Source organism: Pantoea sp. SO10 (assembly GCF_005281435.1).
Lineage (GTDB): Bacteria > Pseudomonadota > Gammaproteobacteria > Enterobacterales > Enterobacteriaceae > Pantoea > Pantoea leporis.
On the sequence record NZ_CP040096.1, the window covers coordinates 612,017 to 631,931 of the forward strand.

19 protein-coding genes and 1 pseudogene are annotated in these 19,915 nt (G+C 54.3%); 13 read left to right on the forward strand and 7 right to left on the reverse strand.

Annotated elements, in window-relative coordinates; genetic code table 11:
* The first annotated feature begins 76 nt into the window (after nucleotides 1-76).
* Complete coding sequence (locus FCN45_RS22365; protein WP_137387327.1) at nucleotides 77-1,051, forward strand: UV damage endonuclease UvsE; 975 nt, start codon at nucleotides 77-79, stop codon at nucleotides 1,049-1,051.
* Here FCN45_RS22365 and FCN45_RS22370 read toward each other — a convergent pair.
* The 3 genes from FCN45_RS22370 to FCN45_RS22380 are packed head-to-tail and all read right to left on the reverse strand — an operon-like array spanning nucleotide 1,038 to nucleotide 3,284.
* Complete coding sequence (locus FCN45_RS22370) at nucleotides 1,038-1,511, reverse strand: OmpA family protein (protein WP_137387328.1); 474 nt, start codon at nucleotides 1,509-1,511, stop codon at nucleotides 1,038-1,040. The genes FCN45_RS22365 and FCN45_RS22370 overlap by 14 nt on opposite strands.
* A complete protein-coding gene (locus FCN45_RS22375) occupies nucleotides 1,508-2,722 on the reverse strand; it encodes a diguanylate cyclase domain-containing protein (protein WP_137387329.1) in 1,215 nt (404 codons plus the stop codon). The genes FCN45_RS22370 and FCN45_RS22375 overlap by 4 nt, the downstream gene beginning before the upstream one ends.
* Before the next feature lies 1 nt (nucleotide 2,723).
* Nucleotides 2,724-3,284, reverse strand: coding sequence for a YfiR family protein (locus FCN45_RS22380; RefSeq protein ID WP_137387330.1), 561 nt, complete (start codon nucleotides 3,282-3,284; stop codon nucleotides 2,724-2,726).
* A gap of 475 nt (nucleotides 3,285-3,759) precedes the next feature.
* On the opposite strand from FCN45_RS22380, the gene FCN45_RS22385 reads away from it, so the two are divergent.
* Nucleotides 3,760-5,856, forward strand: a complete 2,097-nt coding sequence (locus FCN45_RS22385) for an FUSC family protein (RefSeq protein WP_137387331.1) — start codon at nucleotides 3,760-3,762, stop codon at nucleotides 5,854-5,856.
* A 402-nt stretch (nucleotides 5,857-6,258) separates the two neighbouring features.
* Here the strand turns inward: FCN45_RS22385 and FCN45_RS22390 are convergent, their stop codons facing one another.
* A complete protein-coding gene (locus tag FCN45_RS22390; RefSeq protein ID WP_137387332.1) occupies nucleotides 6,259-7,695 on the reverse strand; it encodes a 6-phospho-beta-glucosidase in 1,437 nt (478 codons plus the stop codon).
* A 12-nt stretch (nucleotides 7,696-7,707) separates the two neighbouring features.
* Entirely contained in the window at nucleotides 7,708-9,159 is a 1,452-nt protein-coding gene (gene ascF, locus FCN45_RS22395; RefSeq protein ID WP_137387333.1) for a PTS cellobiose/arbutin/salicin transporter subunit IIBC, read from the reverse strand.
* A 249-nt stretch (nucleotides 9,160-9,408) separates the two neighbouring features.
* Here ascF and FCN45_RS22400 point away from each other — a divergent pair, with 249 nt between their 5' ends.
* Nucleotides 9,409-10,428, forward strand: coding sequence for a LacI family DNA-binding transcriptional regulator (locus FCN45_RS22400; protein ID WP_137387334.1), 1,020 nt, complete (start codon nucleotides 9,409-9,411; stop codon nucleotides 10,426-10,428).
* Nucleotides 10,429-10,551: 123 nt separating this feature from the next.
* Here the strand turns inward: FCN45_RS22400 and FCN45_RS22405 are convergent.
* Nucleotides 10,552-10,710 (reverse strand): annotated as a pseudogene (locus FCN45_RS22405) (acyl-CoA thioesterase); the annotation flags it as partial.
* A 231-nt stretch (nucleotides 10,711-10,941) separates the two neighbouring features.
* On the opposite strand from FCN45_RS22405, the gene FCN45_RS22410 reads away from it, so the two are divergent.
* The 8 genes from FCN45_RS22410 (at nucleotide 10,942) to FCN45_RS22445 (ending at nucleotide 17,468) form a co-directional block, all read left to right on the forward strand.
* Nucleotides 10,942-11,367: a RidA family protein gene (locus tag FCN45_RS22410; protein WP_008106850.1), complete on the forward strand. Its 426-nt coding sequence runs from the start codon at nucleotides 10,942-10,944 to the stop codon at nucleotides 11,365-11,367.
* A gap of 13 nt (nucleotides 11,368-11,380) precedes the next feature.
* A complete protein-coding gene (locus tag FCN45_RS22415; protein WP_137387335.1) occupies nucleotides 11,381-12,055 on the forward strand; it encodes a DUF1028 domain-containing protein in 675 nt (224 codons plus the stop codon).
* A gap of 8 nt (nucleotides 12,056-12,063) precedes the next feature.
* Nucleotides 12,064-13,215, forward strand: a complete 1,152-nt coding sequence (gene argE / locus FCN45_RS22420; protein ID WP_137387336.1) for an acetylornithine deacetylase — start codon at nucleotides 12,064-12,066, stop codon at nucleotides 13,213-13,215.
* Nucleotides 13,216-13,254: 39 nt separating this feature from the next.
* Nucleotides 13,255-14,403, forward strand: coding sequence for an ABC transporter ATP-binding protein (locus FCN45_RS22425; RefSeq protein WP_137387337.1), 1,149 nt, complete (start codon nucleotides 13,255-13,257; stop codon nucleotides 14,401-14,403).
* Nucleotides 14,404-14,421: 18 nt separating this feature from the next.
* Nucleotides 14,422-15,420 (forward strand): NAD(P)H-quinone oxidoreductase, encoded by a 999-nt coding sequence (locus FCN45_RS22430; RefSeq protein WP_246862574.1) that lies wholly within the window; start codon nucleotides 14,422-14,424, stop codon nucleotides 15,418-15,420.
* Entirely contained in the window at nucleotides 15,417-16,028 is a 612-nt protein-coding gene (locus tag FCN45_RS22435; protein ID WP_137387339.1) for a glutathione S-transferase N-terminal domain-containing protein, read from the forward strand. The genes FCN45_RS22430 and FCN45_RS22435 overlap by 4 nt, the downstream gene beginning before the upstream one ends.
* A gap of 64 nt (nucleotides 16,029-16,092) precedes the next feature.
* Nucleotides 16,093-16,542, forward strand: a complete 450-nt coding sequence (locus tag FCN45_RS22440; RefSeq protein WP_137387340.1) for a type II 3-dehydroquinate dehydratase — start codon at nucleotides 16,093-16,095, stop codon at nucleotides 16,540-16,542.
* A complete protein-coding gene (locus FCN45_RS22445; protein ID WP_137387341.1) occupies nucleotides 16,539-17,468 on the forward strand; it encodes a glyoxylate/hydroxypyruvate reductase A in 930 nt (309 codons plus the stop codon). Before FCN45_RS22440 ends, FCN45_RS22445 begins: the two co-directional genes overlap by 4 nt.
* Nucleotides 17,469-17,500: 32 nt before the next feature.
* Here FCN45_RS22445 and FCN45_RS22450 read toward each other — a convergent pair whose 3' ends face one another.
* Complete coding sequence (locus tag FCN45_RS22450; RefSeq protein WP_137387342.1) at nucleotides 17,501-18,463, reverse strand: LysR substrate-binding domain-containing protein; 963 nt, start codon at nucleotides 18,461-18,463, stop codon at nucleotides 17,501-17,503.
* A gap of 79 nt (nucleotides 18,464-18,542) precedes the next feature.
* Here FCN45_RS22450 and FCN45_RS22455 point away from each other — a divergent pair, with 79 nt between their 5' ends.
* Together FCN45_RS22455 and FCN45_RS22460 are read left to right on the forward strand one after the other, a co-directional pair.
* On the forward strand, nucleotides 18,543-18,842 hold the full coding sequence (locus FCN45_RS22455) for a hypothetical protein (protein ID WP_137387343.1): 300 nt from the start codon (nucleotides 18,543-18,545) through the stop codon (nucleotides 18,840-18,842).
* Nucleotides 18,832-19,863: an ABC transporter substrate-binding protein gene (locus FCN45_RS22460; RefSeq protein WP_137387344.1), complete on the forward strand. Its 1,032-nt coding sequence runs from the start codon at nucleotides 18,832-18,834 to the stop codon at nucleotides 19,861-19,863. Before FCN45_RS22455 ends, FCN45_RS22460 begins: the two co-directional genes overlap by 11 nt.
* Nucleotides 19,864-19,915: the final 52 nt, after the last annotated feature.

Below are 19,915 nucleotides of genomic sequence, written 5' to 3' on the forward strand. Positions count from 1 at the left end.
CAGGTGCGCCTCGATGCGCACCTGGCACTTTCTCCGATCGCAGCTACACTTTCACGCTGATTAAACGGGGGATGAAATGAAATTAGGCTTTGCTTGTAAGTATCTGGATCAACAGGCTAAACAGCCGTATCCCTTCAAAAGCACCACCCGCACGCGCTTTCTTAGTCTCGATGATGAATCACGCATCACGCTGCTAAACCAACTGGCGCAAAACAATCTGCAAAATCTCACTCTCACGCTTGAAAAGCTGGCCACGCAGCCCGACGCGCTGCGCATGATGCGCATCGGCAGCGATCTATTGCCGCTTTACACGGTGCCGCAAGCGACTCAGCTGTACGGTGAATTATTGCCCGATCTTACGCCGTTACTACGCCGCTGCGGCGAGCTGGCGCGCGCTAATAATATTCGGCTTTCATTCCACCCCGGCCAATATACGGTGCTGGCCTCCGATAATGACGGCGTGGTCGATCGCGCGATTGAGGATGTGGAGTATCACGCCACCTGTGCGGTATTAATGGGTTATGGCCGACAGTTTCAGGATTTCAAAATCAACATCCATATGAACGGCAAAAAGGGCTTTGCGGGATTCCGCGCCGCGTTTCTGCGGCTCACCCCTGAAGCGCGCAATATGCTGACGGTGGAGAATGATGAAATATCCTGTTCGCTGGACGATGTGTTGCAGGCGCGTGAGTTGTGTCCGGTAGTGCTGGATATTCACCATCATTGGGTGAAAGAGAATCACTATATTCAGGCTGATGATGCGCGCATCGCGCTGATAAAAGCGTCGTGGCGCGGTGTGCGGCCAGTTTTGCACTATTCGATTGCGCAGGAAGGTTTAATTCCCGATCACGGTTTCCCGGATCAGCAGGATTTAGCGGTGTCGAAAACCAAACTTCGCGCCCATGCCGATTATTACTTCAATCAAAGCTTAAATGATTGGGCGCTGTCGTTTGATGCCTTCGATATTATGTGCGAAGTGAAAATGAAAAATTTAGCGCGCGACCGTTTGTACGATTATGCAGTCGAGCGCCAGATCATCACGGCGCCGTAATCACAATCGCCACGCGGCGGTTTTGCGCCCGGCCCTGCGGGTTATTGTTGCTGGCAATCGGCGCGCTCATTCCTAAGCCGCGCGTAACGATATTTTCGTGCGGAATTGCTGCGCCTTGCGCCCATTGTGTCGCAACGGCGTTGGCTCTTTTCAACGACAGCTGCTGGTTGTAATCCGCTTTGCCATAATTATCGGTATGGCCATCAATACGCACATGCTTAATGCCGGTCGTCGCCAGATTTTTCGCCATTGTCTGAATGGTGTTTTTACTGGCGGGAGTGAGTTCAGATTCGTTAACGCCAAACAGAATTTTGTCCGATAAACCTAATCCCCAGCCTTCGCTATTTTGGCTGAAACCGGCATTACGCATCGCCGCGATCTGTTCATCGCTGAAACGTCCTTTTGCCTGGCAACCGACCAGCGCCAGCACACACACCATCAGGAAAATTTTCATCTTCATCTCCGCACCTTACTCTTTCCCTTATTTTTGTACATGTTCATATCTGCGCGTTCCAGAATCGACTCAACCGTATCGCCGTGCTGCGACCAGGCGTAGCCAATGGTCACCGAGGTGGAAATCGGAGTGCCTTCAGCAATAACAATTTTCTGGCTGATGGCTTCATTAATATCCTGCATCAGCAACTGCAATTGCGCCTCGCTGGCGCGGCTGCTCACCAGCATGGCAAACTCATCGCCGCCTAAACGCGCGACTAAATCCTGTTTATACGCCAATGCGGAAAGGCGCGAACCAATCGCTTTCAGTACTTCATCACCGGCGGCATGGCCCCAGTTATCATTGATGCTTTTAAAGCGATCGCCATCGAGAAACAGCAAAACAAAGCGCTCTTTCGCCAGTTGCTGATCGAGCAGTTGGGTTAAACGCGCCACAAAGGCGGCGCGGTTGGCGAGGCCGGTTAGCGGGTCTTCCAGCGCTTTGGCGGCCAGCGTGCGATTATCTCGGATCAGAGAAGCCTGCAGCGTCTGCATCTCTGTCAGCAACGAGTTGAGGTCATTGGAAAACAGCTGAAATTCGCGCGTCGGGCTTTCCGGGATACGTAAGGAAAAATCACCGGAATGGATCACGTAGTGGATCGAGCTGGTGATATTACGCAGCGAGGCAAGTATGCCGCGATGGAGAAATTCACTCAGCAGGAAGGAGATGATTAACACGCACAGCATGCCGCTGGTCAGAATCATCAGCGAATAACGGATGAAATCGGCCGCACCGGTAACGGTGCCTTCCAGCGTCAGCGTACCGACATTGGCTTCCGAGTGGTTAATATTAACGCTGAGCGGTTTAAGATAAATCCACTCACGCAATAATCGCGGATACCAGCCGGTTTGTTCTTGTCGATCATGCCAGTCAACTAAAACAGTGTGATCGTCAGTCACCAGTTTTGCGGAATCGAACATGCCTTCATTGCCGAGGCGCGCGATTTTATTATGCGCGTCGTAGCTGTCTTCAAATACCGTGGCGGCCGTCAGCGTGGTGCTGAGCGTGGCGGCAATTAATTCCAGATTTCTTTTCTCGTAGCTTTTAATAAACAGCAGGGAAGTCGATGAGAGCAGCAGCCAGCACAGCAATAAAATCACCGCAGAGTTGATGGTGCTAATCTTGCGCAGCTTGTTACGAATCGATGATTTGTCATTTAGTGAATTTTCTATTTTCATCTTATTTGCTTCCATTGCGGGACAGCAACAGTACGTCCGGACTCACCTTGACGCCGCTCCTGGCAAGCGAATCAAGGTTGACTGAGAACAGCGTGTGGTCGGGTTTAAAAATCAGGCAGAAGGCGGCGCCAATGGTACATTCCGCATTGTTTTCAGCGAGGGTTAATACCGCCTTACCTTTGAGGTGATTAAAAAGTTCAACCTGTTGTTGCGGCGTCTGATCGCCAAAATAGACCGCATCGCAATGCTGCGTTGCCAGTTCACTTTCACTGGCGAGATAAACCACGCTAAACGGAACGGCTGAAGGCACACTATTTTGTGGCAATGAGAGATGTTGCGCGGAGGAAAATACGCAGAGTTGCGGCGCGCCGGTTAAACCCGGCCAATGGGTAAAACTAATAATACCGCTTACAATGCGATTAGCTTTATCGTCTTTTATTTCAGCAATTGCTGAGTGAGAAATAAACAGCAGCAGAAATAGGGCAGTTACGACGATTTTGCAGATGTGGAGCAGGGAGAGCAGGACGTCGGCTTCCCGATGAAGTTGATGTTTACGTAACATACTGCGTTCCCGAGAGTTCTTCGCATTATTCAGCGCGCAAATAGTAGCACCGCTACGGTTAAAAATGTACCTACAGTTCGTAGGGCCGATATTCATGGCGACTTTTCTCGCATAATGCTCACCCGAGCATTCCACAAATTTCTGCGATATTTGTACGCGGCATTGCGCGAAATTATTTTATGGATAAACGACCAAAAAGGGCGCACTTCACCAAAGTGTGATCCAGCACACATTTATCGGTCTGATAACTGCTACGCGTTAAAACGGCTTAAATCGCTGATGCCGGATAAATTAGCGACAAAACCGCATCTTTAACGTGGATTTTCATTAGCCGTGCTTACGCATCTGCGCCACGTGCAAACCGCGCGATGAACATGGTTTTCGATTACGAAATAATTCGACATATTTATCGAGGTGAGGCTTTTTCACATTCTGGCAGGATACGCAACATTCAGTACATCCTGGTCACCGTGTCATGCAGTGGTTTTCAAAAAACGCCGTTTTTTTTGCTGTAAAAACCTGTCTGGCCGCCTTTCTGGCACTCTATTTCGCACTCGAACTGAATCTGGATAAACCGGCGTGGGCGGTGACCACGGTGTTGCTCGCGTCACAGCTCTATTCCGCCTCAACCATTTCCAAATCGGTGTTCCGTCTGCTGGGGACACTATTGGGCGGCGTATTCGTCTTCTTTATCTTTCCGCCGACCGTGCAGCATCCGCTGCTGTTCTGTTTCTGCATTTCGTTATGGGTCAGCGTTTGCCTCTATCTGTCACTGCACGACCGCACGCCGAAGAGTTACGTGTTTATGCTGGCCGGTTACAGCGCGGCGATCATGGGTTTTCCGGAAGTCACCACGCCGCTGTCGATCACCAGCACGGTGATTTCGCGTATAGAAGAGATCACGCTCGGCATCGTCTGCAGCAGCCTTGTGCATGCGCTGTTGTTTCCGGTATCGATGCGCAGTCTGCTGGAGCAGAGCGTAAGCCATTGGTATCTCAACGCGCGCAAACTGTGCAGCGATTTGCTTTCCGGCATTCCCAGCGATAGTTCGCCTGAGCGTGACGATATTCTGATCCGCATGGCAACGCATCCGCAGCAGGTGGAAGTGCTGATCACCCACTGCGTTTATGAAGGTGACGCCGCGCGGCGACTGATTCGCCTGGTCAGCGTGCAGTATCAACATCTCTCCTATTTGATCCCGACTCTCACGGCTATTGAGATGCGCCTGCAGCGGCTCTCGATACTGCAAATCGCCTTTCCGGAAAACGTGGCGCAAACCTTTCAGCTGTTTCTACAGTGGCTCAATGATGGTGAAGCGGTAGGGGAAACCAGCGGCATCCAGCAGACGTTAAGCGCTTGTCAGGCTGAACTTAACTTCGCCTGGCAAAACGGCGAATTGCCTACTGAAAACTGGCTGCTTTTTACCGGATTAATGGAACGGCTGGCGGATTTTGTCCGTATTGCCGGGGCCTATCAAAGCGTTGGTGGATTGGTAAGCGACCTGTCGGGCGACACCACACTGGCGCGCGGCAAACGCACGCACCGCTTTTTCGATAAAGGGTTAATTCGGCTTTCGGCGCTAACCGCGTTCTGTGCCACCTTCGGTTCCTGCTTGCTGTGGATGGGATCAGGCTGGCGTGATGGCGCATCGGCACCGGTGATGGCGGCGATTCTCTGCTCATTGCTCGCCAGCCAGGATACGCCGCTGACTTCAATGAAGCTGTTTGTGCGTGGCGTAATCGTGGCGATCATTATCAGCGTAATTTACGTGGCGCTGCTGCTGCCGCAAGCCACTTCGTTTGAGGCGCTGATGATTTGTCTTGCACCCGGACTGATGATTCTGGCGCTGATGATCGCGCGGCCCTCGACCAACATGATAGGCCTGAGCGTAGCGATTCAGATCCCCGGCTTTATCGGCCTCGGCCACCATTTAGAACCCGATTTGGTGCTGCTAATCAATAACGCGATTGCCACCATGGCGGGCGTGATGTTTGCGGTAATCATCACCGCCATCATGCGTAACAAACGCCCATCATGGACCGCGCGCCGCGCCGTGCGACAAGGTCTGCGCGAGCTATTGCGCTTTATTAAAGAGACCGAACGAAACGGTTCGTCACTGCTGGGACGGCAACGTTTTATCAGCCTGATGCTGGATAAAGTGAATGTGGTGTTGCCGCGCTTACGGCTCGATCCGCATCCCGATATGCGTTCAGCCGGCATGTTGCTCAAGGAAGTGTGGCTGGGCGTGAACAGTTTTGATTATTACGCGCGCCACAAAGAGCTGCTGCAGCAATATCATCTGGATAGTGGACAGATGTTTCATGAGCTGGCGCTGTTTCTCAAACGCCGCCTGAAGTCACTGCAAACCCCACCGCATGCGGATTTGCAGGAGGAGCTGGATTTACTGTTGCTGAAGCTGGAACAACTGGCGAAACACGACGAAAGGGTGCTGACGCCGCTGTTCCATCTGTTCAGTATTCGGCTCTATCTGTTCCCGCAACAAGCGTGGCCAGCCGCCACGCCGCGTCAAAGTGAAGTTTTGCAGCGTCAGCGCTATCACTTATCCAACTGATTTGCACTAACCGTAGCGGCGAGATTTATTGCGTAGTGTATTTTGCTTTTAATCTGGTGCGGGCTCTGACACATCTGCTGCGTCACGGGCCGTCCTCGCGCCGCTAGCGCGGTACCTTCGGCTTTCACGTTGTGCCAAACGGACCATTCGCGGATCGGCCGTCCTGGCCGGCCCCGAACTGCCTCACGCATCCATGCGTGAGGCTCCTGGCCCAACGTAAAAGCCTCAGCGCTGCGAATAGCCCTTTTGCCGCAGCAGACGCGCCAGCGCCATTAGTAAATGTGCCCTTTTCAAAAACACGCACAGAAGGTTCGGAGCAGGCCGGACCAAAAGTGGTCCCGGTCTGCGCACTCGTCGTTGGTTTAACTGACAAGCATTACGTCATTCATGGCGACCACTTATTTACAGCGCCTCCAGATTCCGCCCGTTGCTGGCGATCACTTGCTTGTACCACCAGAATGATTTTTTGCGGATGCGTTCCAGGCTGCCGTTGCCTTTGTCATCACGATCGACATAAACAAATCCGTAGCGCTTACTCATTTCGCCGGTCGAGGCCGCCACCAAGTCGATGCAGCCCCACGTGGTATAACCGATCAGCGGAATGCCATCGGCAATCGCTTCGCCCATCGCCTGAATATGCTCTTTCAGATAGCTGATGCGGTAATCATCGTGAATCTCGCCGTCGGCGTTGATTTCATCGTGCGCGCCGAGGCCGTTTTCTACCAGGAACAGCGGCTTTTGGTAGCGGTCATACATCATGTTCATGGTGATGCGCAGGCCAAGCGGATCAATGCCCCAGCCCCAATCGCTGCGTTTCACATGTGGATTGGTCAGCGATTTCACCACGTTGGCGGCGCTGCTGTTTTGCTCGTTCATCTCTGCCGAGGCGCAGCGTGAGGCGTAATAGCTGAAGGAGACGAAATCAACGGTGTGACGCAGCGTAGCGGCATCTTCCGCTTCCATCGCAATCTCTACGCCTTTCTCGCGGAACACCCGCGCGGCATACGAAGGATAAGCGCCGCGCGCCTGCACATCGATAAAGAACAGGTTTTCGCGATCCTTCTCCAGCGCGGCCCATACATCCTCCGGCTTACATGACCACGGATAGAAGTTGCCACCCGCCAGCATGCAGCCGACCTGGTTTTCCGGGTTAATTTCATGGGCGATTTTGGTCACCAGCGCGCTTGCCACCAGCTCGTGATGCGCTGCCTGATACTTCACCTGCTCCGGGTTTTCGCCCGGTTCAAACACCAAACCTGCTCCGGAAAACGGGCTGTGCAGCAGGATATTGATCTCGTTAAAGGTCAGCCAATACTTCACCAGACCGTTAAATTCTTCAAAGCAGGTACGCGCGTAGCGGCTGAAAAATTCGATCATTTTGCGATTGCGCCACGAACCGTATTCGGTCACCAAATGCATCGGTACATCGAAGTGGCACAGCGTCACCAGCGGCGTGATGCCATATTTCTGGCACTCTTCAAACAGGCTGCGATAGAACGCGATGCCTTCCGCGTTTGGCGTCAATTCATCGCCTTGCGGATAAATACGGCTCCAGGCAATCGAGGTACGAAACACGGTAAAACCCATTTCTGCCATCAGCGCGATATCGTCTTTATAGCGACGGTAAAAATCGATGGCGTCATGGCTTGGGTAATACTCATCGCTGCGCAGTTCGAAGCGCTTTTCCTGGCCCAACTTTACCGGCATGCGATGCGTGCCGTGAGGAATCATATCCACCGTGGTTAAACCTTTACCACCCGCCAGATAGCTCCCCTCTGACTGATTAGCGGCTAATGCGCCGCCCCACAAAAATCCCTCTGGAAATGTCACTTCAGACATAAAAACCTCTTTTTACACCTTGGATAAATTAACGTTGGCGGGTTTGGCATCATCCGTCACCGGCTTTATCTGCGCAGGTTCAGTGACCGGGATATCTTCAAAGCCGAGAATCAACGTCAGAATGAAGGAGAGCACCACCGACAGCACCATCACGCCAGCGACCCACACGATGCTCATCGGATTGGTGGGATCGAAAAACTGTACGCTGGTGAACAAGCCTGGTGAGGCCATTGAATGGCTGGCAAGCCCACCAATCCCGGCCACCGCGCCGCAGATAAAGCCGCTGATCAGGCTGGCGATCAGCGGACGTTTCAACCTGACCGCCACGCCATACAGCGCCGGTTCTGAAATGCCCGCGACAATCGCCGATGCCGCCGCTGCAAACGCAGTTTGACGCAATTCAGGGTTCTTGGTTTTGAATGCCACCGCCAGCGAAGAACCGCCCAGCGACAGGTTGGCCCCGATCTCCGATGGCATCACCATGCCTTCTTTGCCGGTTTCGGCGATGGTTTGAATGATAGTGGGGGTAAACACCCGATGCATCCCGGTCATCACCAGCAGCGGCCACAGCGCGCCCATAATCGCCACTGACAACCAGCCAAGATAGCCGTGAATGGTGTAGACCAGCGCGGAAATGCCGCTACCAATCCAGATGCCGAGTGGTCCAATCAGCACAATGGCAATCGGCGCGGCCACCAGCACAATCAGCATCGGCTTGAGGAAGTTCTTGGTAACCGCAGGCGTGATGCGATCAACCCAGTATTCGATATGCGACAGAATCCACGTCATCACTAACGCCGGAATAACCGTGTAGGTGTACTTCACCGCCGTCACCGGAATGTAAGCAAATTCCACCGCCTGGCCTTGTGCGGCTTTCGCCATTAAATCGACAAAGTTGGGATGCACCAGCACACCCGCGATGGCAATCGCCAGCGACATGTTGGTTTTGAATTTCAGCGCGGCGGAGGCGGCCACCATAATCGGCAGGAAGAAGAACGCGCCGTCACCTATCACGTTGAGGATGATCAGTGTGGAAGAGCCTTTCTCCAGCACGCCGCTCATCTCCAGCACCATCGCCAGCAACTTTACCATCGAGCCACCAATAATCGCCGGGATCAACGGTGACATGGTGCCCACCAGCGCATCCAGGATGCCGGCACCGATGCTGCGCAAGGTGATTTTGCGTTTCACTGGCGCGGCGCCTTCGCTGTTCGGCGTGCCGAGCTTTAATACTTCCTGATAGGCGAGGTTAACGTTGTTACCAATGATCACCTGACACTGCGTGTCGGTGTGCACCACGCCCATCACGCCGGGAATAGCTTTCAGTGTGGCGTTATCAATGCTGGCGCTGTCTTTCACCACGAAACGCAGGCGCGTCATGCAGTGCGTCACCGCTTCGATATTGTTCAGGCCGCCGAGCGCAGCCACGATGGCGCGCGAGACATCCGCATAATTTTTAGCCATGGATTTTTAATCTCTGATTATTTGGTAGGGATACAACGGTTTCTGCGTGATTTTTCATCATGAGAAACCGGTTTCACAAAATCATGAAGATGCAATCTAATCCAGGCAAGAAATTTAAAATTCGATAGTTGAAAGTGTGAAGTTGATCGCTTTGACTAACTGGGCGGCTATGCGGTAATGGCAGAAAAATTGCCGCCTATTTCGTGGCTTAGGTACACTCCTGCAATGAGTATGGAAAAAGAGTGAAATATGGCGACGATAATCGAGGTGGCAAAAGTAGCAGGCGTTTCCAAAGCGACTGTGTCGCGTGTGCTGTCTGGCAACGGCTATGTCAGCCAGGAAAAACGCGAGAAGGTGTATCAGGCGATTGCCGCTACTGATTTCCGTCCTAACTTGCTGGCGCGTAATCTGGCGACCAAATCCAGCCAGACGATTGGGCTAGTGATCACCAATACCCTCTACACCGGCAGCTACTTCAGCGAGTTGATGCAGCACTCTGCGCGCCTGATGGAACAGCAGGGACGTCAGTTGTTGCTGGTGGATGGTAAACACAGCGCCGAAGAGGAGCGTGCGGCCATTCAGTTCCTGCTCGATTTGCGCTGCGATGGCGTGATCATCTATCCGCGTTTTCTCACCACCGATGAAATGGATAGCATCATTGCGCAGCATAAACACCCGATTTTGGTGATCAACCGCCGTCTGCGTCAGCACGACAGTTACTGCATCTATTCCGATCAACAGCGCAGCAGCAGCGTCGCGGTGGAGCAGCTAATTGCGCTGGGCCATCGCGACATCGCCTTTATCACCGGTTCACTGGATTCGCCGACCGGCCGCGAACGTCTGGCGGGCTACCACGCCGCGCTGACCAAACATGGCATTGCCGTTGAAGATGCGCTGGTGATCGAAGGAAAATGGCAGGCGCAAAACGGCATGACAGCGGTACAACAGTTACTGAAGCAGGGCAGAAATTTCACGGCGCTGGTGGCCAGTAACGATGATATGGCGGTGGGCGCGCTCAAAGCGCTGGCGGCCGCGCAGATTGCGGTGCCTGCACAAGTGGCAGTGATCGGTTTCGATGATATCCCGCTGGCGCCGTTTACCATTCCGGCGTTATCCAGCGTGAAAATGCCGGTAACCGAGATGATTCAGGAAACCATTGAACGCCTGATTTCTATGCTGGATGGCGGCGAAATGCGCAATGACAAAACCTTTGCCGGGGAATTAATTATGCGTGAATCAGTTGGGCCGGGACCGCATCACCCTCAGTGATGAAAAATTGGGGGTTCTGATTCCACTCATTTAGCCACTGATGTTATGTGGAAATTTATTTCTCTATTAACAGGCTGAGGGGAAGACGGGTTCTCCCCGCACCGCCATCCGGTGCGGGAGCGTAATTTTGCCCTGTTTAAACTCTTCTTCAATATCGATACCTGAAGCTTCACGCATATAAGCGTGGCGCGTCCACTCCATATAAAACGGATAATAAAGGCCATCGACCACGCCCTGAAAATCGATATGCTTTTCATCCACCTCATACTGCTTTGCAAAAATTTTTATATCCTTATCTGAAAGTTAGGGGAATAAGCAGGGTGGTATACCTCAGAACGCACGTCCGGTAAACGCCGGTTAGTCGGCAGATGATGATGTTCACAATTTAATGCTAAAAATCACCACCGTTAGCTCCTTCGGATTTTTTAAAGCAACACCTCGGTTAATGCTGTTTTCGCTGCCAAGCGTAGGAGGGTATACCTTGCGAAACAATTTTTCGCATAGCAGGCCAGCATGACCACACATACTCGCATCCGTAAATTCAACACCAAAGAAACCTATCCCAATCAGGCGCTGGATAACGATCTCTGTCAGGCGGTGCGCGCAGGCAATACCGTGTATGTCCGTGGGCAGATTGGCACCGACTTTGCGGGCAACCTGGTAGGATTAGGCGATCCCGCCGCGCAAGCCGAACAGGCGATGAAAAACGTTAAACAGCTACTGGAAGAAGCGGGCAGCGATTTATCGCATATCGTTAAAACCACCACTTACATCATTGATCCCCGCTATCGCGAGCCGGTGTATCAGGTAGTCGGCAAATGGCTGAAAGGTGTGTTCCCGATCTCCACCGGTTTGGTGATTTCCGGTTTAGGTCAGCCGCAATGGTTGATGGAAATCGATGTGATCGCGGTTATTCCTGACGACTGGCAAGCGGAATAAGAGGCGCAAGACGATGACGTTATCCATTGTGGGACGCTGCGACGCAACCGGTCAAATCGGCATTGCCATTAGCTCATCCAGCATTGCGGTAGGCGCACGTTGCCCATGGCTACGCGCGGCAGTGGGCGCAGTATCAACCCAGAACATTACCTTACCCGCGCTCGGCCCGCGCATTCTTGATCGCCTGCAACAAGGCGACAGCGCAGAAGCCGCGCTCAAAGCCGGACTCGCCAGCGACGACTCTTCCTCTTATCGCCAGGTGACGGTGTTAGCCGCCGATGGCCAAACGGCCTGCTTTAGCGGTGACAAAACGCTGGGCATTCATAACGCGCAAACCGGTCATCACTGTGTTGCGGCGGGCAATCTGCTGGCTAATCCTGAGGTGATTCCGGCGATGGTAAGCGCCTTCGAACAGCATTCCGGTCATTTAGCCGAGCGCTTAATGGCGGCGCTGCAAGCGGGCATGCAGGCGGGCGGTGAAGCAGGGCCGGTGCACTCCTCTGCATTGTCGATCGTTGATGATCAGGTGTGGCCGATTGTCGATCTGCGTGTTGACTGGACGGATGGCGATCCAATTAGCGAACTCGACCAGTTGTGGCTGGCTTATCAACCGCAAATGAACGATTACGTGACGCGCGCCATTGATCCAACGCAGGCACCCCGTTATGGCGTGCCGGGCGACGAGTAGGAGTTTCCATGTTTACCAGCCGACAACTGCTTGAAAAGCTGGTGGCGTTTGACACCACCAGCCGTGAATCCAACCTGGCATTGATCGATTTCGTCTGGCGTTACCTGAATGATTTGGGTGTAAGCGGTGAACTAATTCACAACGCGGAACGCAGTAAAGCCAATTTGTATGCACGTCTTGGACCCGCTGGCGATGGCGGCGTGATGCTCTCCGGCCACAGCGATGTGGTGCCGGTGGAGGGACAAAACTGGAGCGTGCCACCGTTCACGCTCACCGAACGTGACGGCAAGTTATACGGGCGCGGCACCGCTGATATGAAAGGTTACATCGCCTGCATGCTGGCGGCAGTGCCCCATTTTCTGGCACAGCCGCTAAAGCAACCGCTGCATCTGGCAATCTCCTATGACGAAGAGGTCGGCTGCCTGGGCGTGCGCACCTTGCTGGAGGCGCTGTCACAGCGCCCGGAAAAGCCGTCAATCTGCCTGATTGGTGAACCCACCGAATTGCAACCGGTGCTGGGTCATAAGGGAAAACTGGGTGTGCGCTGCGAAGTGAAGGGCGCGGCTTGCCATTCTGCCTATGCGCCGCAGGGCGTCAATGCCATCGAATATGCTGCGAAGCTAGTTCACCAATTAACGGCGATCGGCGAGCGCCTTGCGCAGGCTGAACAACATGACACACGTTTTGATCCCCCTTTTACGACGGTGCAAACCGGCATTATTCATGGCGGCACCGTATTGAACATCGTGCCCGCTGAATGCGTCTTTGATTTTGAAGTGCGCACCTTGCCCCAGCATGACGCGCAAGCCGTTGCCGCTGAGATCGAGACCTTCGCGCAATCAGAGCTGGTGCCGCGTATGCAGGCCGTCGCAGCGGATGGCGCGATCCGTTTTTATCCTATCAGTGGCTACCCCGGGTTATTAACCGATGCGCAAAGTGACGCCGCGCGATTGATCGCCTATCTCACTCAATCCAGCGACTTCAGCACGGTAGCCTTTGGTACCGAAGGCGGCTTGTTCCACCAGGCCGGTATTCCCAGCGTGATTTGTGGGCCTGGCAGCATGGCGCAAGGTCATAAACCCGACGAATTCATCAGCATCGCTCAGTTGGATGCCTGTGACGCCATGTTGCAGCGCTTAACCGCATGGATGAGTCAATAATTACTGTGACAACGTCACACCAATTGCTTTGGAGAGTTCATGGTTAGTGCAGAAATCACCCGATTCCCACAGCCGGATATGCCGCGCCCCGCAGTGAAAAGCAGCAACATCGCCGTACAGTTAGATGGCGTGCTGAAGAAGTTTGGCGACGCTATCGCACTGCACAAAATTTCCCTGACTATTGAGGAAGGGGAATTTATTACCCTACTCGGCCCATCGGGCTGCGGCAAAACCACGTTGCTCAATTTGATGGCCGGTTTTGCTGAAGCTGATGGCGGCGAGATTTTTATTGATGGCGAATTGGTCACGGAAATCCCCCCTTACCAGCGTGAAATCGGCATCGTGTTCCAGAACTACGCGCTGTTTCCGCATATGACGGTGGAGAAAAATGTGGGTTATGGCCTGCGTATGCGTGGGGTGCCTAAGGCCGAAATCGCGGAGCGCGTTGAGCAAGCATTAGCGTTGGTCAAACTGGCGGGTTACGGCCATCGCAAACCGCGTGAACTCTCCGGCGGACAACAGCAGCGTGTGGCACTGGCGCGTGCGCTGGTGATCCGTCCAAAAGTCTTGTTGCTGGATGAGCCATTTTCCGCGCTGGACAAGAATCTGCGTTTATCGATGCAGGTCGAACTGAAAGCCATCCAGCGCAAGTTAGGCGTCACCACGGTGTTTGTCACCCACGATCAGGGCGAAGCGCTTAGCATGAGCGATCGCGTGGTGGTGATGTCGGCGGGGCATGTGCGCCAAATCGGTACACCGGATGAAATCTATCGCCAGCCGCGCGATCCGTTTGTGGCGGGCTTTGTCGGTGACGTCAACATCTTGCCTGGACGTTATGCCGGGCGCGATCACGCTGCGGTGCTTGAGCTGGGCGGCAACGCGCTGCGTCTGCCGGCAGAACGCGTGCAGGCGAGCGTTGGCGAGCGACTCGATGTGTACGTGCGTCCGGAAAACATTCAATTGGGGCCGCTCTCTTCGCATTGTTTCCTGAGCGCCACGGTGATCACCCATGTGTTTCAGGGCGATCACGTTGATGTGCATCTTGATGTGCCAGCGCTCGGCAGCGCCTCGCTGTTTGCGCGCCAGTCGGGTCTGGAATCCCTAACCCGCTGGCCAGTGGGTAGCGTAGTGGGCATCACCTTTGATGATGAAGGCGTGTGCGCCTTTACCGCCGCTAAGCAAGGATAAGATCCGATGGTGCCTGAAATGATGAACGCGGTAATTGCCCGCCAGCCGGGCGGCGCAGAGGTGTTAACGGTGGTAGAACGTACCGTGCCACAACCTGCGGCGGGTGAGGTATTGATTCGCGTCGCCAGCGCGGGTGTTAATCGTCCTGACATTATGCAGCGTAACGGCATGCCAATCCCACCGGGCAGCTCAGATGTATTCGGTCTGGAGGTAGCAGGTAACGTGGTGGCGTTAGGTGCAGGGGCTAGTGGTTTCACCATCGGCGACGCGGTAATGGCGCTGCTGAACGGTGGCGGTTATGCCGACTATTGCGTGGCGCGCGCTGAGTTGTGTTTGCCGGTGCCCGATAATCTGCCTTTGGCGCATGCAGCGGGCATCCCCGAAGCGGCGTTTACTGTGTGGCACAACCTGTTTGAGCTGGGCCGTTTAGCCCCCGGTGAAACCGTACTGATTCACGGTGCCGCCAGCGGCGTTGGCACCTTTGCCATCCAATGTGCGCACGCCTGTGGTGCACGTGTGGTGGCCACCGCAGGCGGTGCCAACAAAATTGCGGCGCTGCAACAGCTTGGCGTCTGGCGCGCCATTGATCGTCATAAAGAGGATTTTGTCGCGGTGATTGCAGCGGAAACCGCAGGGCAAGGCGTGGATGTGGTGCTGGATAACGTGGGTGGTGATTACGTGGCGCGTAATCTTAGCGTGTTAGCGCAAGGCGGGCGTCATGTGAGCTTGTCATTTATGCAGGGCGCGAAGATCGAGCTCGATCTGCAATTGGTGATGCGTAAAGGATTGAGTTTGACCTCTTCCACGCTGCGCCCCAAAAGCGCTGCTGAAAAGGCGCGCCTGGCGGTGTGCATCCGCAAACATCTGCTGCCGCTGATCGTAGCAGGCAAAATCAAACCCACGCTGCATCAAATTTTGCCGCTGGCGCAGGCGGCGGATGCACATCGAATCCTTGAGGCCAACGCCAACATTGGCAAAGTGTTGCTGAGCGTGGATCAGCAAGGAGCGTTGGCATGATGCAACTGTTTTACGCCACCACGTCTGCCTATGTGCGTAAAGTGATGGTGACTGCGCATTGTCTTGGGCTCACGAATGAGATTGAGCTTCTGGATTCGGCGGCGCATCCGGTTGAACGTGATGAGCGCATCGCCATCGTTAATCCGTTAGCCAAAGTGCCCGCACTGCGAACCGAACAAGGGGCATGTCTGTACGACAGCCGCGTGATATGCGAATACCTCAATGCCAGCGCGAAGGGCGACTTAATCCCGTCACAGGGTGATGCGCGCTGGTTGAGTTTGTCGCGCCAGGCATTGGGCGACGGTTTGATCGATGCCGCCTTGCTGGCGCGTTATGAGTTCAGTGCCCGCCCATTGGAAAAGCAGTGGCAAGGCTGGGCCGATGCTCAGCTGAAAAAAGTCCATGCGGCGCTACGGGAAATTGAGTGTCAGGTTGCGGATTTTAGTACGCAGCCTGATGATGTGGGTTTGATTGCCATCGGCTGCGCGCTCGGTTATCTCGATTTCCGCTTCGATGCTCTTAACTGGCGGGCAAACCATCCGCTGACTGCCGCGTGGTTCGCCCTGTTCGATGCCCATCCCGCGATGGCCGCCACGCGCCCGCATTGATCGCCATTAATCGTCATTCGGTCACCCTTTCGGGCGACAACTGCACAGTGACTCAGGAGCTTAGATGACACAGCAGATTTTTTTCCTTAACGGCCCGAACGCTAATCTGTACGGCATGGACAAGAACGGCACTTACGGCAGCGAAAGCTTTGCCAGCATTGATGAACGCTGCCAGCGCCGGGCAGCATCACACAACATCACACTGCAATTTCGCCAAAGCAATCACGAAGGCGTGCTGGTTGACTGGATTCAGGAAGCGCGTCAGCAGGCTGCCGGATTGATCATTAACGCCGCCGGTTTAACCTACAGTTCGGTGCCGATTCTCGATGCATTGCTGATGTTTGATGGCCCGATCATCGAAGCGCACATGAGTAACATCTGGAAACGCGAGCCGTTCCGCCATCATTCGCTGGTATCAAAAGCCGCCACTGGCGTGATTGCAGGCTTGGGCGTGATTGGTTACGAACTGGCAATAGATGCGGTAGTTGAGTTGATCAAGGCGAATGCGGCATGAGTATTTTAGTCTTTTACAGCGAGTTCGACAGTTTTGAACAGTGGTCAGCGTTGCTCGCACCGCATCTGCCGGGCGTAACGCTTTGTCGGGCGGAAGAGGTGCAAAACGATGATGAGGTGCATTTCGCGTTGGTGTGGAAGCCGCCGCACGGTTTTTTCGCCCCTTATCGCAAGCTGAAACTGCTTATAAATCTGGGCGCGGGCGTTGATTCGCTGGTCGGGCGCGATGATTTACCGGATATCCCCATTGTTCGTTTGTCTGATCCGCATATGGCGCGGATGATGGCCAGCTTCGTGCTGTTTGCCGTGCTGCGTTATGTGCGTGACATTCCGGCTTTTGAGCGGGCACAACGTGAACGACGCTGGCATTACCTGCATCCGCGTTCGCCGGAAACCGTGCGCGTTGGCGTGCTGGGATTGGGTGAATTGGGCGCGCACGCCGCGCAGGAGCTGGCGCGCCAGGGATTGGATGTGCGCGGCTGGTCACGATCGCAGAAAACCATCGATGGCATTACCTGTAGCAGCGGAATAGACGCGTTGGATGCTTTCCTCGCCGGCAGCGATATTTTGGTAGTGATGCTGCCGCTCACGCCGCAAACCCAGGGCTTACTGAGTGCTGAACGACTGGCACGGTTACCGCACGGCTGCGCGTTTATCAATGTGTCGCGCGGAGCGATTGTTGATCAGGCGGCGTTAACGCAGGCGTTGCAGCGTGGACAGATCGCCGAGGCGACGCTGGATGTGTTTGACCGCGAACCGTTGCCGCCCGAAGATGCGCTGTGGGGTATGGATAATGTATTGATCACGCCGCATCTGGCTTCGGTTGCCATTCCGGCCAGCGCGGCATCGCAGGTCGCCGCGAATATCCAGCGCGCCGCACGCGGCGAAGCGGTATTGCATCAGGTCTTTCCGCAGCAGGGGTATTAACCGTTGGTCGCCATTCATGGCGACCAGGGATCTCACGCCACGCGCACCACTTGCGGATCGAAATAACTCGGAGCCGCCATGCCGGGAATGTATTGGTCGGAAATAAACATGCGGCAACGCTCGGCAAAAGCGCTTACCACCCTGGATTGCTGTACCTGCGCCATGGTGGCATAACCCAACTGCATCGCCTTGTTAACCCCCGCCAACCGCACGCGAATCAAGCGTTTACCATCCTGAGACATATGCGCTTTAGGTCGTACGTTAGCGATACCAAAGCCGACTCCGTTGGCCACCATCGCGCGCACCGTTTCCATACTGCTGGATCGCATCACCACATTCGGCGTCACCCCGGCTTCGCTGAACAAGCCAAGAAAATATTCACGACTCCACGGCATATCCAGCAGCACCATCGGCGCTGCAGCCAGATCCTGCATCGAAACCGCGGATTGTGTGGCGAACGGATGATGCTCACCCACCATTACATAGGGCGGCAGTTGCGCCAGCGACTGGAAAGTCACATCGCTGGCGGGCACCAAATCATAGGTGAGGGCGATATCGATATCCGCTGAGCGCAGCTGTTTTAGCAGCAACTCATGATTGCCTTCCACCAGCGAGATACGCACGCCGGGAAAGGCGCGGCCGAAGCCAAACACCAATTCCGGCGTCAACATTGGCGCTAACGTATCGAGGCAACCGACACGCAGCGGGCCGCGTACGTTGTTCATTGATTCCGATGCAATGGTGTAAAGGTTCGACATCTGTTCGAGGATCAGTTTGGCCTCTTTTAATACCTGATGGCCGATTGCGGTGAGTGAAACGCCCTGAGCATGGTGACGCACAAACAGCTGCACGCCAAGCTCAGACTCAATGTGGGTGATGGCGGCGGAAATCGACGGAGAGGAGACGTGAATACGCTCCGAGGCGCCAATAATGCTGCCCGCTTCACCGGAAGCGACAAAATATTCCAGCTGACGCTGGGTGATGCGACTGAGCATGCAGGTTCTCCTGAGATCGCTGACACGCTCATGTCGCGTCAGTCATTCTAATAAGGTCGATTCAACTCAAGCATTTCTCATGCCAAATTCCGACTCACAGCATAATCACCTGTCCTTGCGCCAGCGACCATTCGCGTCTGCCTCACTCCTGCTTCAGAAAATCCTTGTTAAGCAGGCCGCTTTTTTAGCCTCAGAAATCCTGATGCAACAGCGAGGGAAATGCTGTTTTACCCAATCTCACCGCAACGGCATTATCGCTTCAACACCCGAGAGCCGCCTTCGCACTGTTTTAGAGCATTGCGACGCGATGGACCAGACGGTGGTGCAAAGCAGCGACAACAGCCATTTCATTCATTGGGGACAAGAATATGTTGCGTAAGATAGGTGCCTTAACGTTATTGACCACGTGTGTATTAAGCGCAGGGAATGCAGTGGCCGCAGATAAGCTGATTGTCAGCACCTGGGGTGGCAGCTTTAAGGATCTGATTGATCAAACTATCGCCAAAGAGTTCACCAAAGAAACTGGCGTAGAAGTGCAGTTCGTCACCGGCGGCACCATCGATCGTTTGAACAAAGCCAAGCTGGCGGGCGGTTCGCCGGAAACTGACGTCACCTTTACCACCGCGCATGTCGGTTATCTGTATGCCAATAGCGGCCTGTTTGAAAAGCTCGACATGAGCAAAATCCCTAACGCGGTGAATCTGGTACAGCAGGCCAAAGTCAGCCTGTATCACCTTGGCGTGTGGGGCTACGTTTACACCATCGGCTACCGTCCAGATTTAGTGCCGAAGGGCGAAGAATTTACCAGCTGGAACGATCTGTGGCGTCCGGAACTGAAGAGCTCGATTGCGCTGCCAGATTGGGATCCGAGCCATATCATCGCGGTGTCCGCCAAACTTTCTGGCTCGGATGCAGCGCATTGGGAACAAGGCCAGTCCAGGCTGAAAGCGCTGATCCCGAACATCAAATCCTTCTATACCGATGATGCCAACAGCCAGCAGCTGATCTCCACAGGTGAAACGCCGGTACAGGTGATGCTGTCGATGAACGCCTACAGCATGATTGCAGAAGGCGTCAACATTAAGCTGGCAGTGCCAAAAGAGGGCGCGATTTTGGGCGTTGATACCGTCGGTATCAATAAAGGCAGCAAACATGCGGAACTGGCCTACAAGTTCATAAATATTGCGCTGAAACCGGAAATCCAGCAGGAAGTGGCGAAAATTTATCGCGGCAGCCCAACGGTGACCAATGCGCATATCGATCCAGAACTGGCGAAGCTGCCTGGCATGCTGACCACACCTGAGCAGTGGAATGCCACCATCAACACCGATCCGCAACTGCGCGCGGAGAAAACCGCCGAGTGGCGTCAGTGGTTCTCTGAAAACATCATGTCACATTGATAAATAGCGGCGGCCGATTGGCCGCCCGATGAGTCGCAACACTTTATTCAGG

Excerpts from the sequence above, each read along its gene's own strand:
- FCN45_RS22365 (WP_137387327.1), top strand. The coding sequence starts at position 77 with ATGAAATTAGGCTTTGCTTGTAAGTATCTGGATCAACAGGCTAAACAG.
- FCN45_RS22370 (WP_137387328.1), bottom strand. The coding sequence starts at position 1,511 with ATGAAGATGAAAATTTTCCTGATGGTGTGTGTGCTGGCGCTGGTCGGT.
- FCN45_RS22375 (WP_137387329.1), bottom strand. The coding sequence starts at position 2,722 with ATGAAAATAGAAAATTCACTAAATGACAAATCATCGATTCGTAACAAG.
- FCN45_RS22380 (WP_137387330.1), bottom strand. The coding sequence starts at position 3,284 with ATGTTACGTAAACATCAACTTCATCGGGAAGCCGACGTCCTGCTCTCC.
- FCN45_RS22385 (WP_137387331.1), top strand. The coding sequence starts at position 3,760 with ATGCAGTGGTTTTCAAAAAACGCCGTTTTTTTTGCTGTAAAAACCTGT.
- FCN45_RS22390 (WP_137387332.1), bottom strand. The coding sequence starts at position 7,695 with ATGTCTGAAGTGACATTTCCAGAGGGATTTTTGTGGGGCGGCGCATTA.
- ascF (WP_137387333.1), bottom strand. The coding sequence starts at position 9,159 with ATGGCTAAAAATTATGCGGATGTCTCGCGCGCCATCGTGGCTGCGCTC.
- FCN45_RS22400 (WP_137387334.1), top strand. The coding sequence starts at position 9,409 with ATGGCGACGATAATCGAGGTGGCAAAAGTAGCAGGCGTTTCCAAAGCG.
- FCN45_RS22410 (WP_008106850.1), top strand. The coding sequence starts at position 10,942 with ATGACCACACATACTCGCATCCGTAAATTCAACACCAAAGAAACCTAT.
- FCN45_RS22415 (WP_137387335.1), top strand. The coding sequence starts at position 11,381 with ATGACGTTATCCATTGTGGGACGCTGCGACGCAACCGGTCAAATCGGC.
- argE (WP_137387336.1), top strand. The coding sequence starts at position 12,064 with ATGTTTACCAGCCGACAACTGCTTGAAAAGCTGGTGGCGTTTGACACC.
- FCN45_RS22425 (WP_137387337.1), top strand. The coding sequence starts at position 13,255 with ATGGTTAGTGCAGAAATCACCCGATTCCCACAGCCGGATATGCCGCGC.
- FCN45_RS22430 (WP_246862574.1), top strand. The coding sequence starts at position 14,422 with ATGATGAACGCGGTAATTGCCCGCCAGCCGGGCGGCGCAGAGGTGTTA.
- FCN45_RS22435 (WP_137387339.1), top strand. The coding sequence starts at position 15,417 with ATGATGCAACTGTTTTACGCCACCACGTCTGCCTATGTGCGTAAAGTG.
- FCN45_RS22440 (WP_137387340.1), top strand. The coding sequence starts at position 16,093 with ATGACACAGCAGATTTTTTTCCTTAACGGCCCGAACGCTAATCTGTAC.
- FCN45_RS22445 (WP_137387341.1), top strand. The coding sequence starts at position 16,539 with ATGAGTATTTTAGTCTTTTACAGCGAGTTCGACAGTTTTGAACAGTGG.
- FCN45_RS22450 (WP_137387342.1), bottom strand. The coding sequence starts at position 18,463 with ATGCTCAGTCGCATCACCCAGCGTCAGCTGGAATATTTTGTCGCTTCC.
- FCN45_RS22455 (WP_137387343.1), top strand. The coding sequence starts at position 18,543 with ATGCCAAATTCCGACTCACAGCATAATCACCTGTCCTTGCGCCAGCGA.
- FCN45_RS22460 (WP_137387344.1), top strand. The coding sequence starts at position 18,832 with ATGTTGCGTAAGATAGGTGCCTTAACGTTATTGACCACGTGTGTATTA.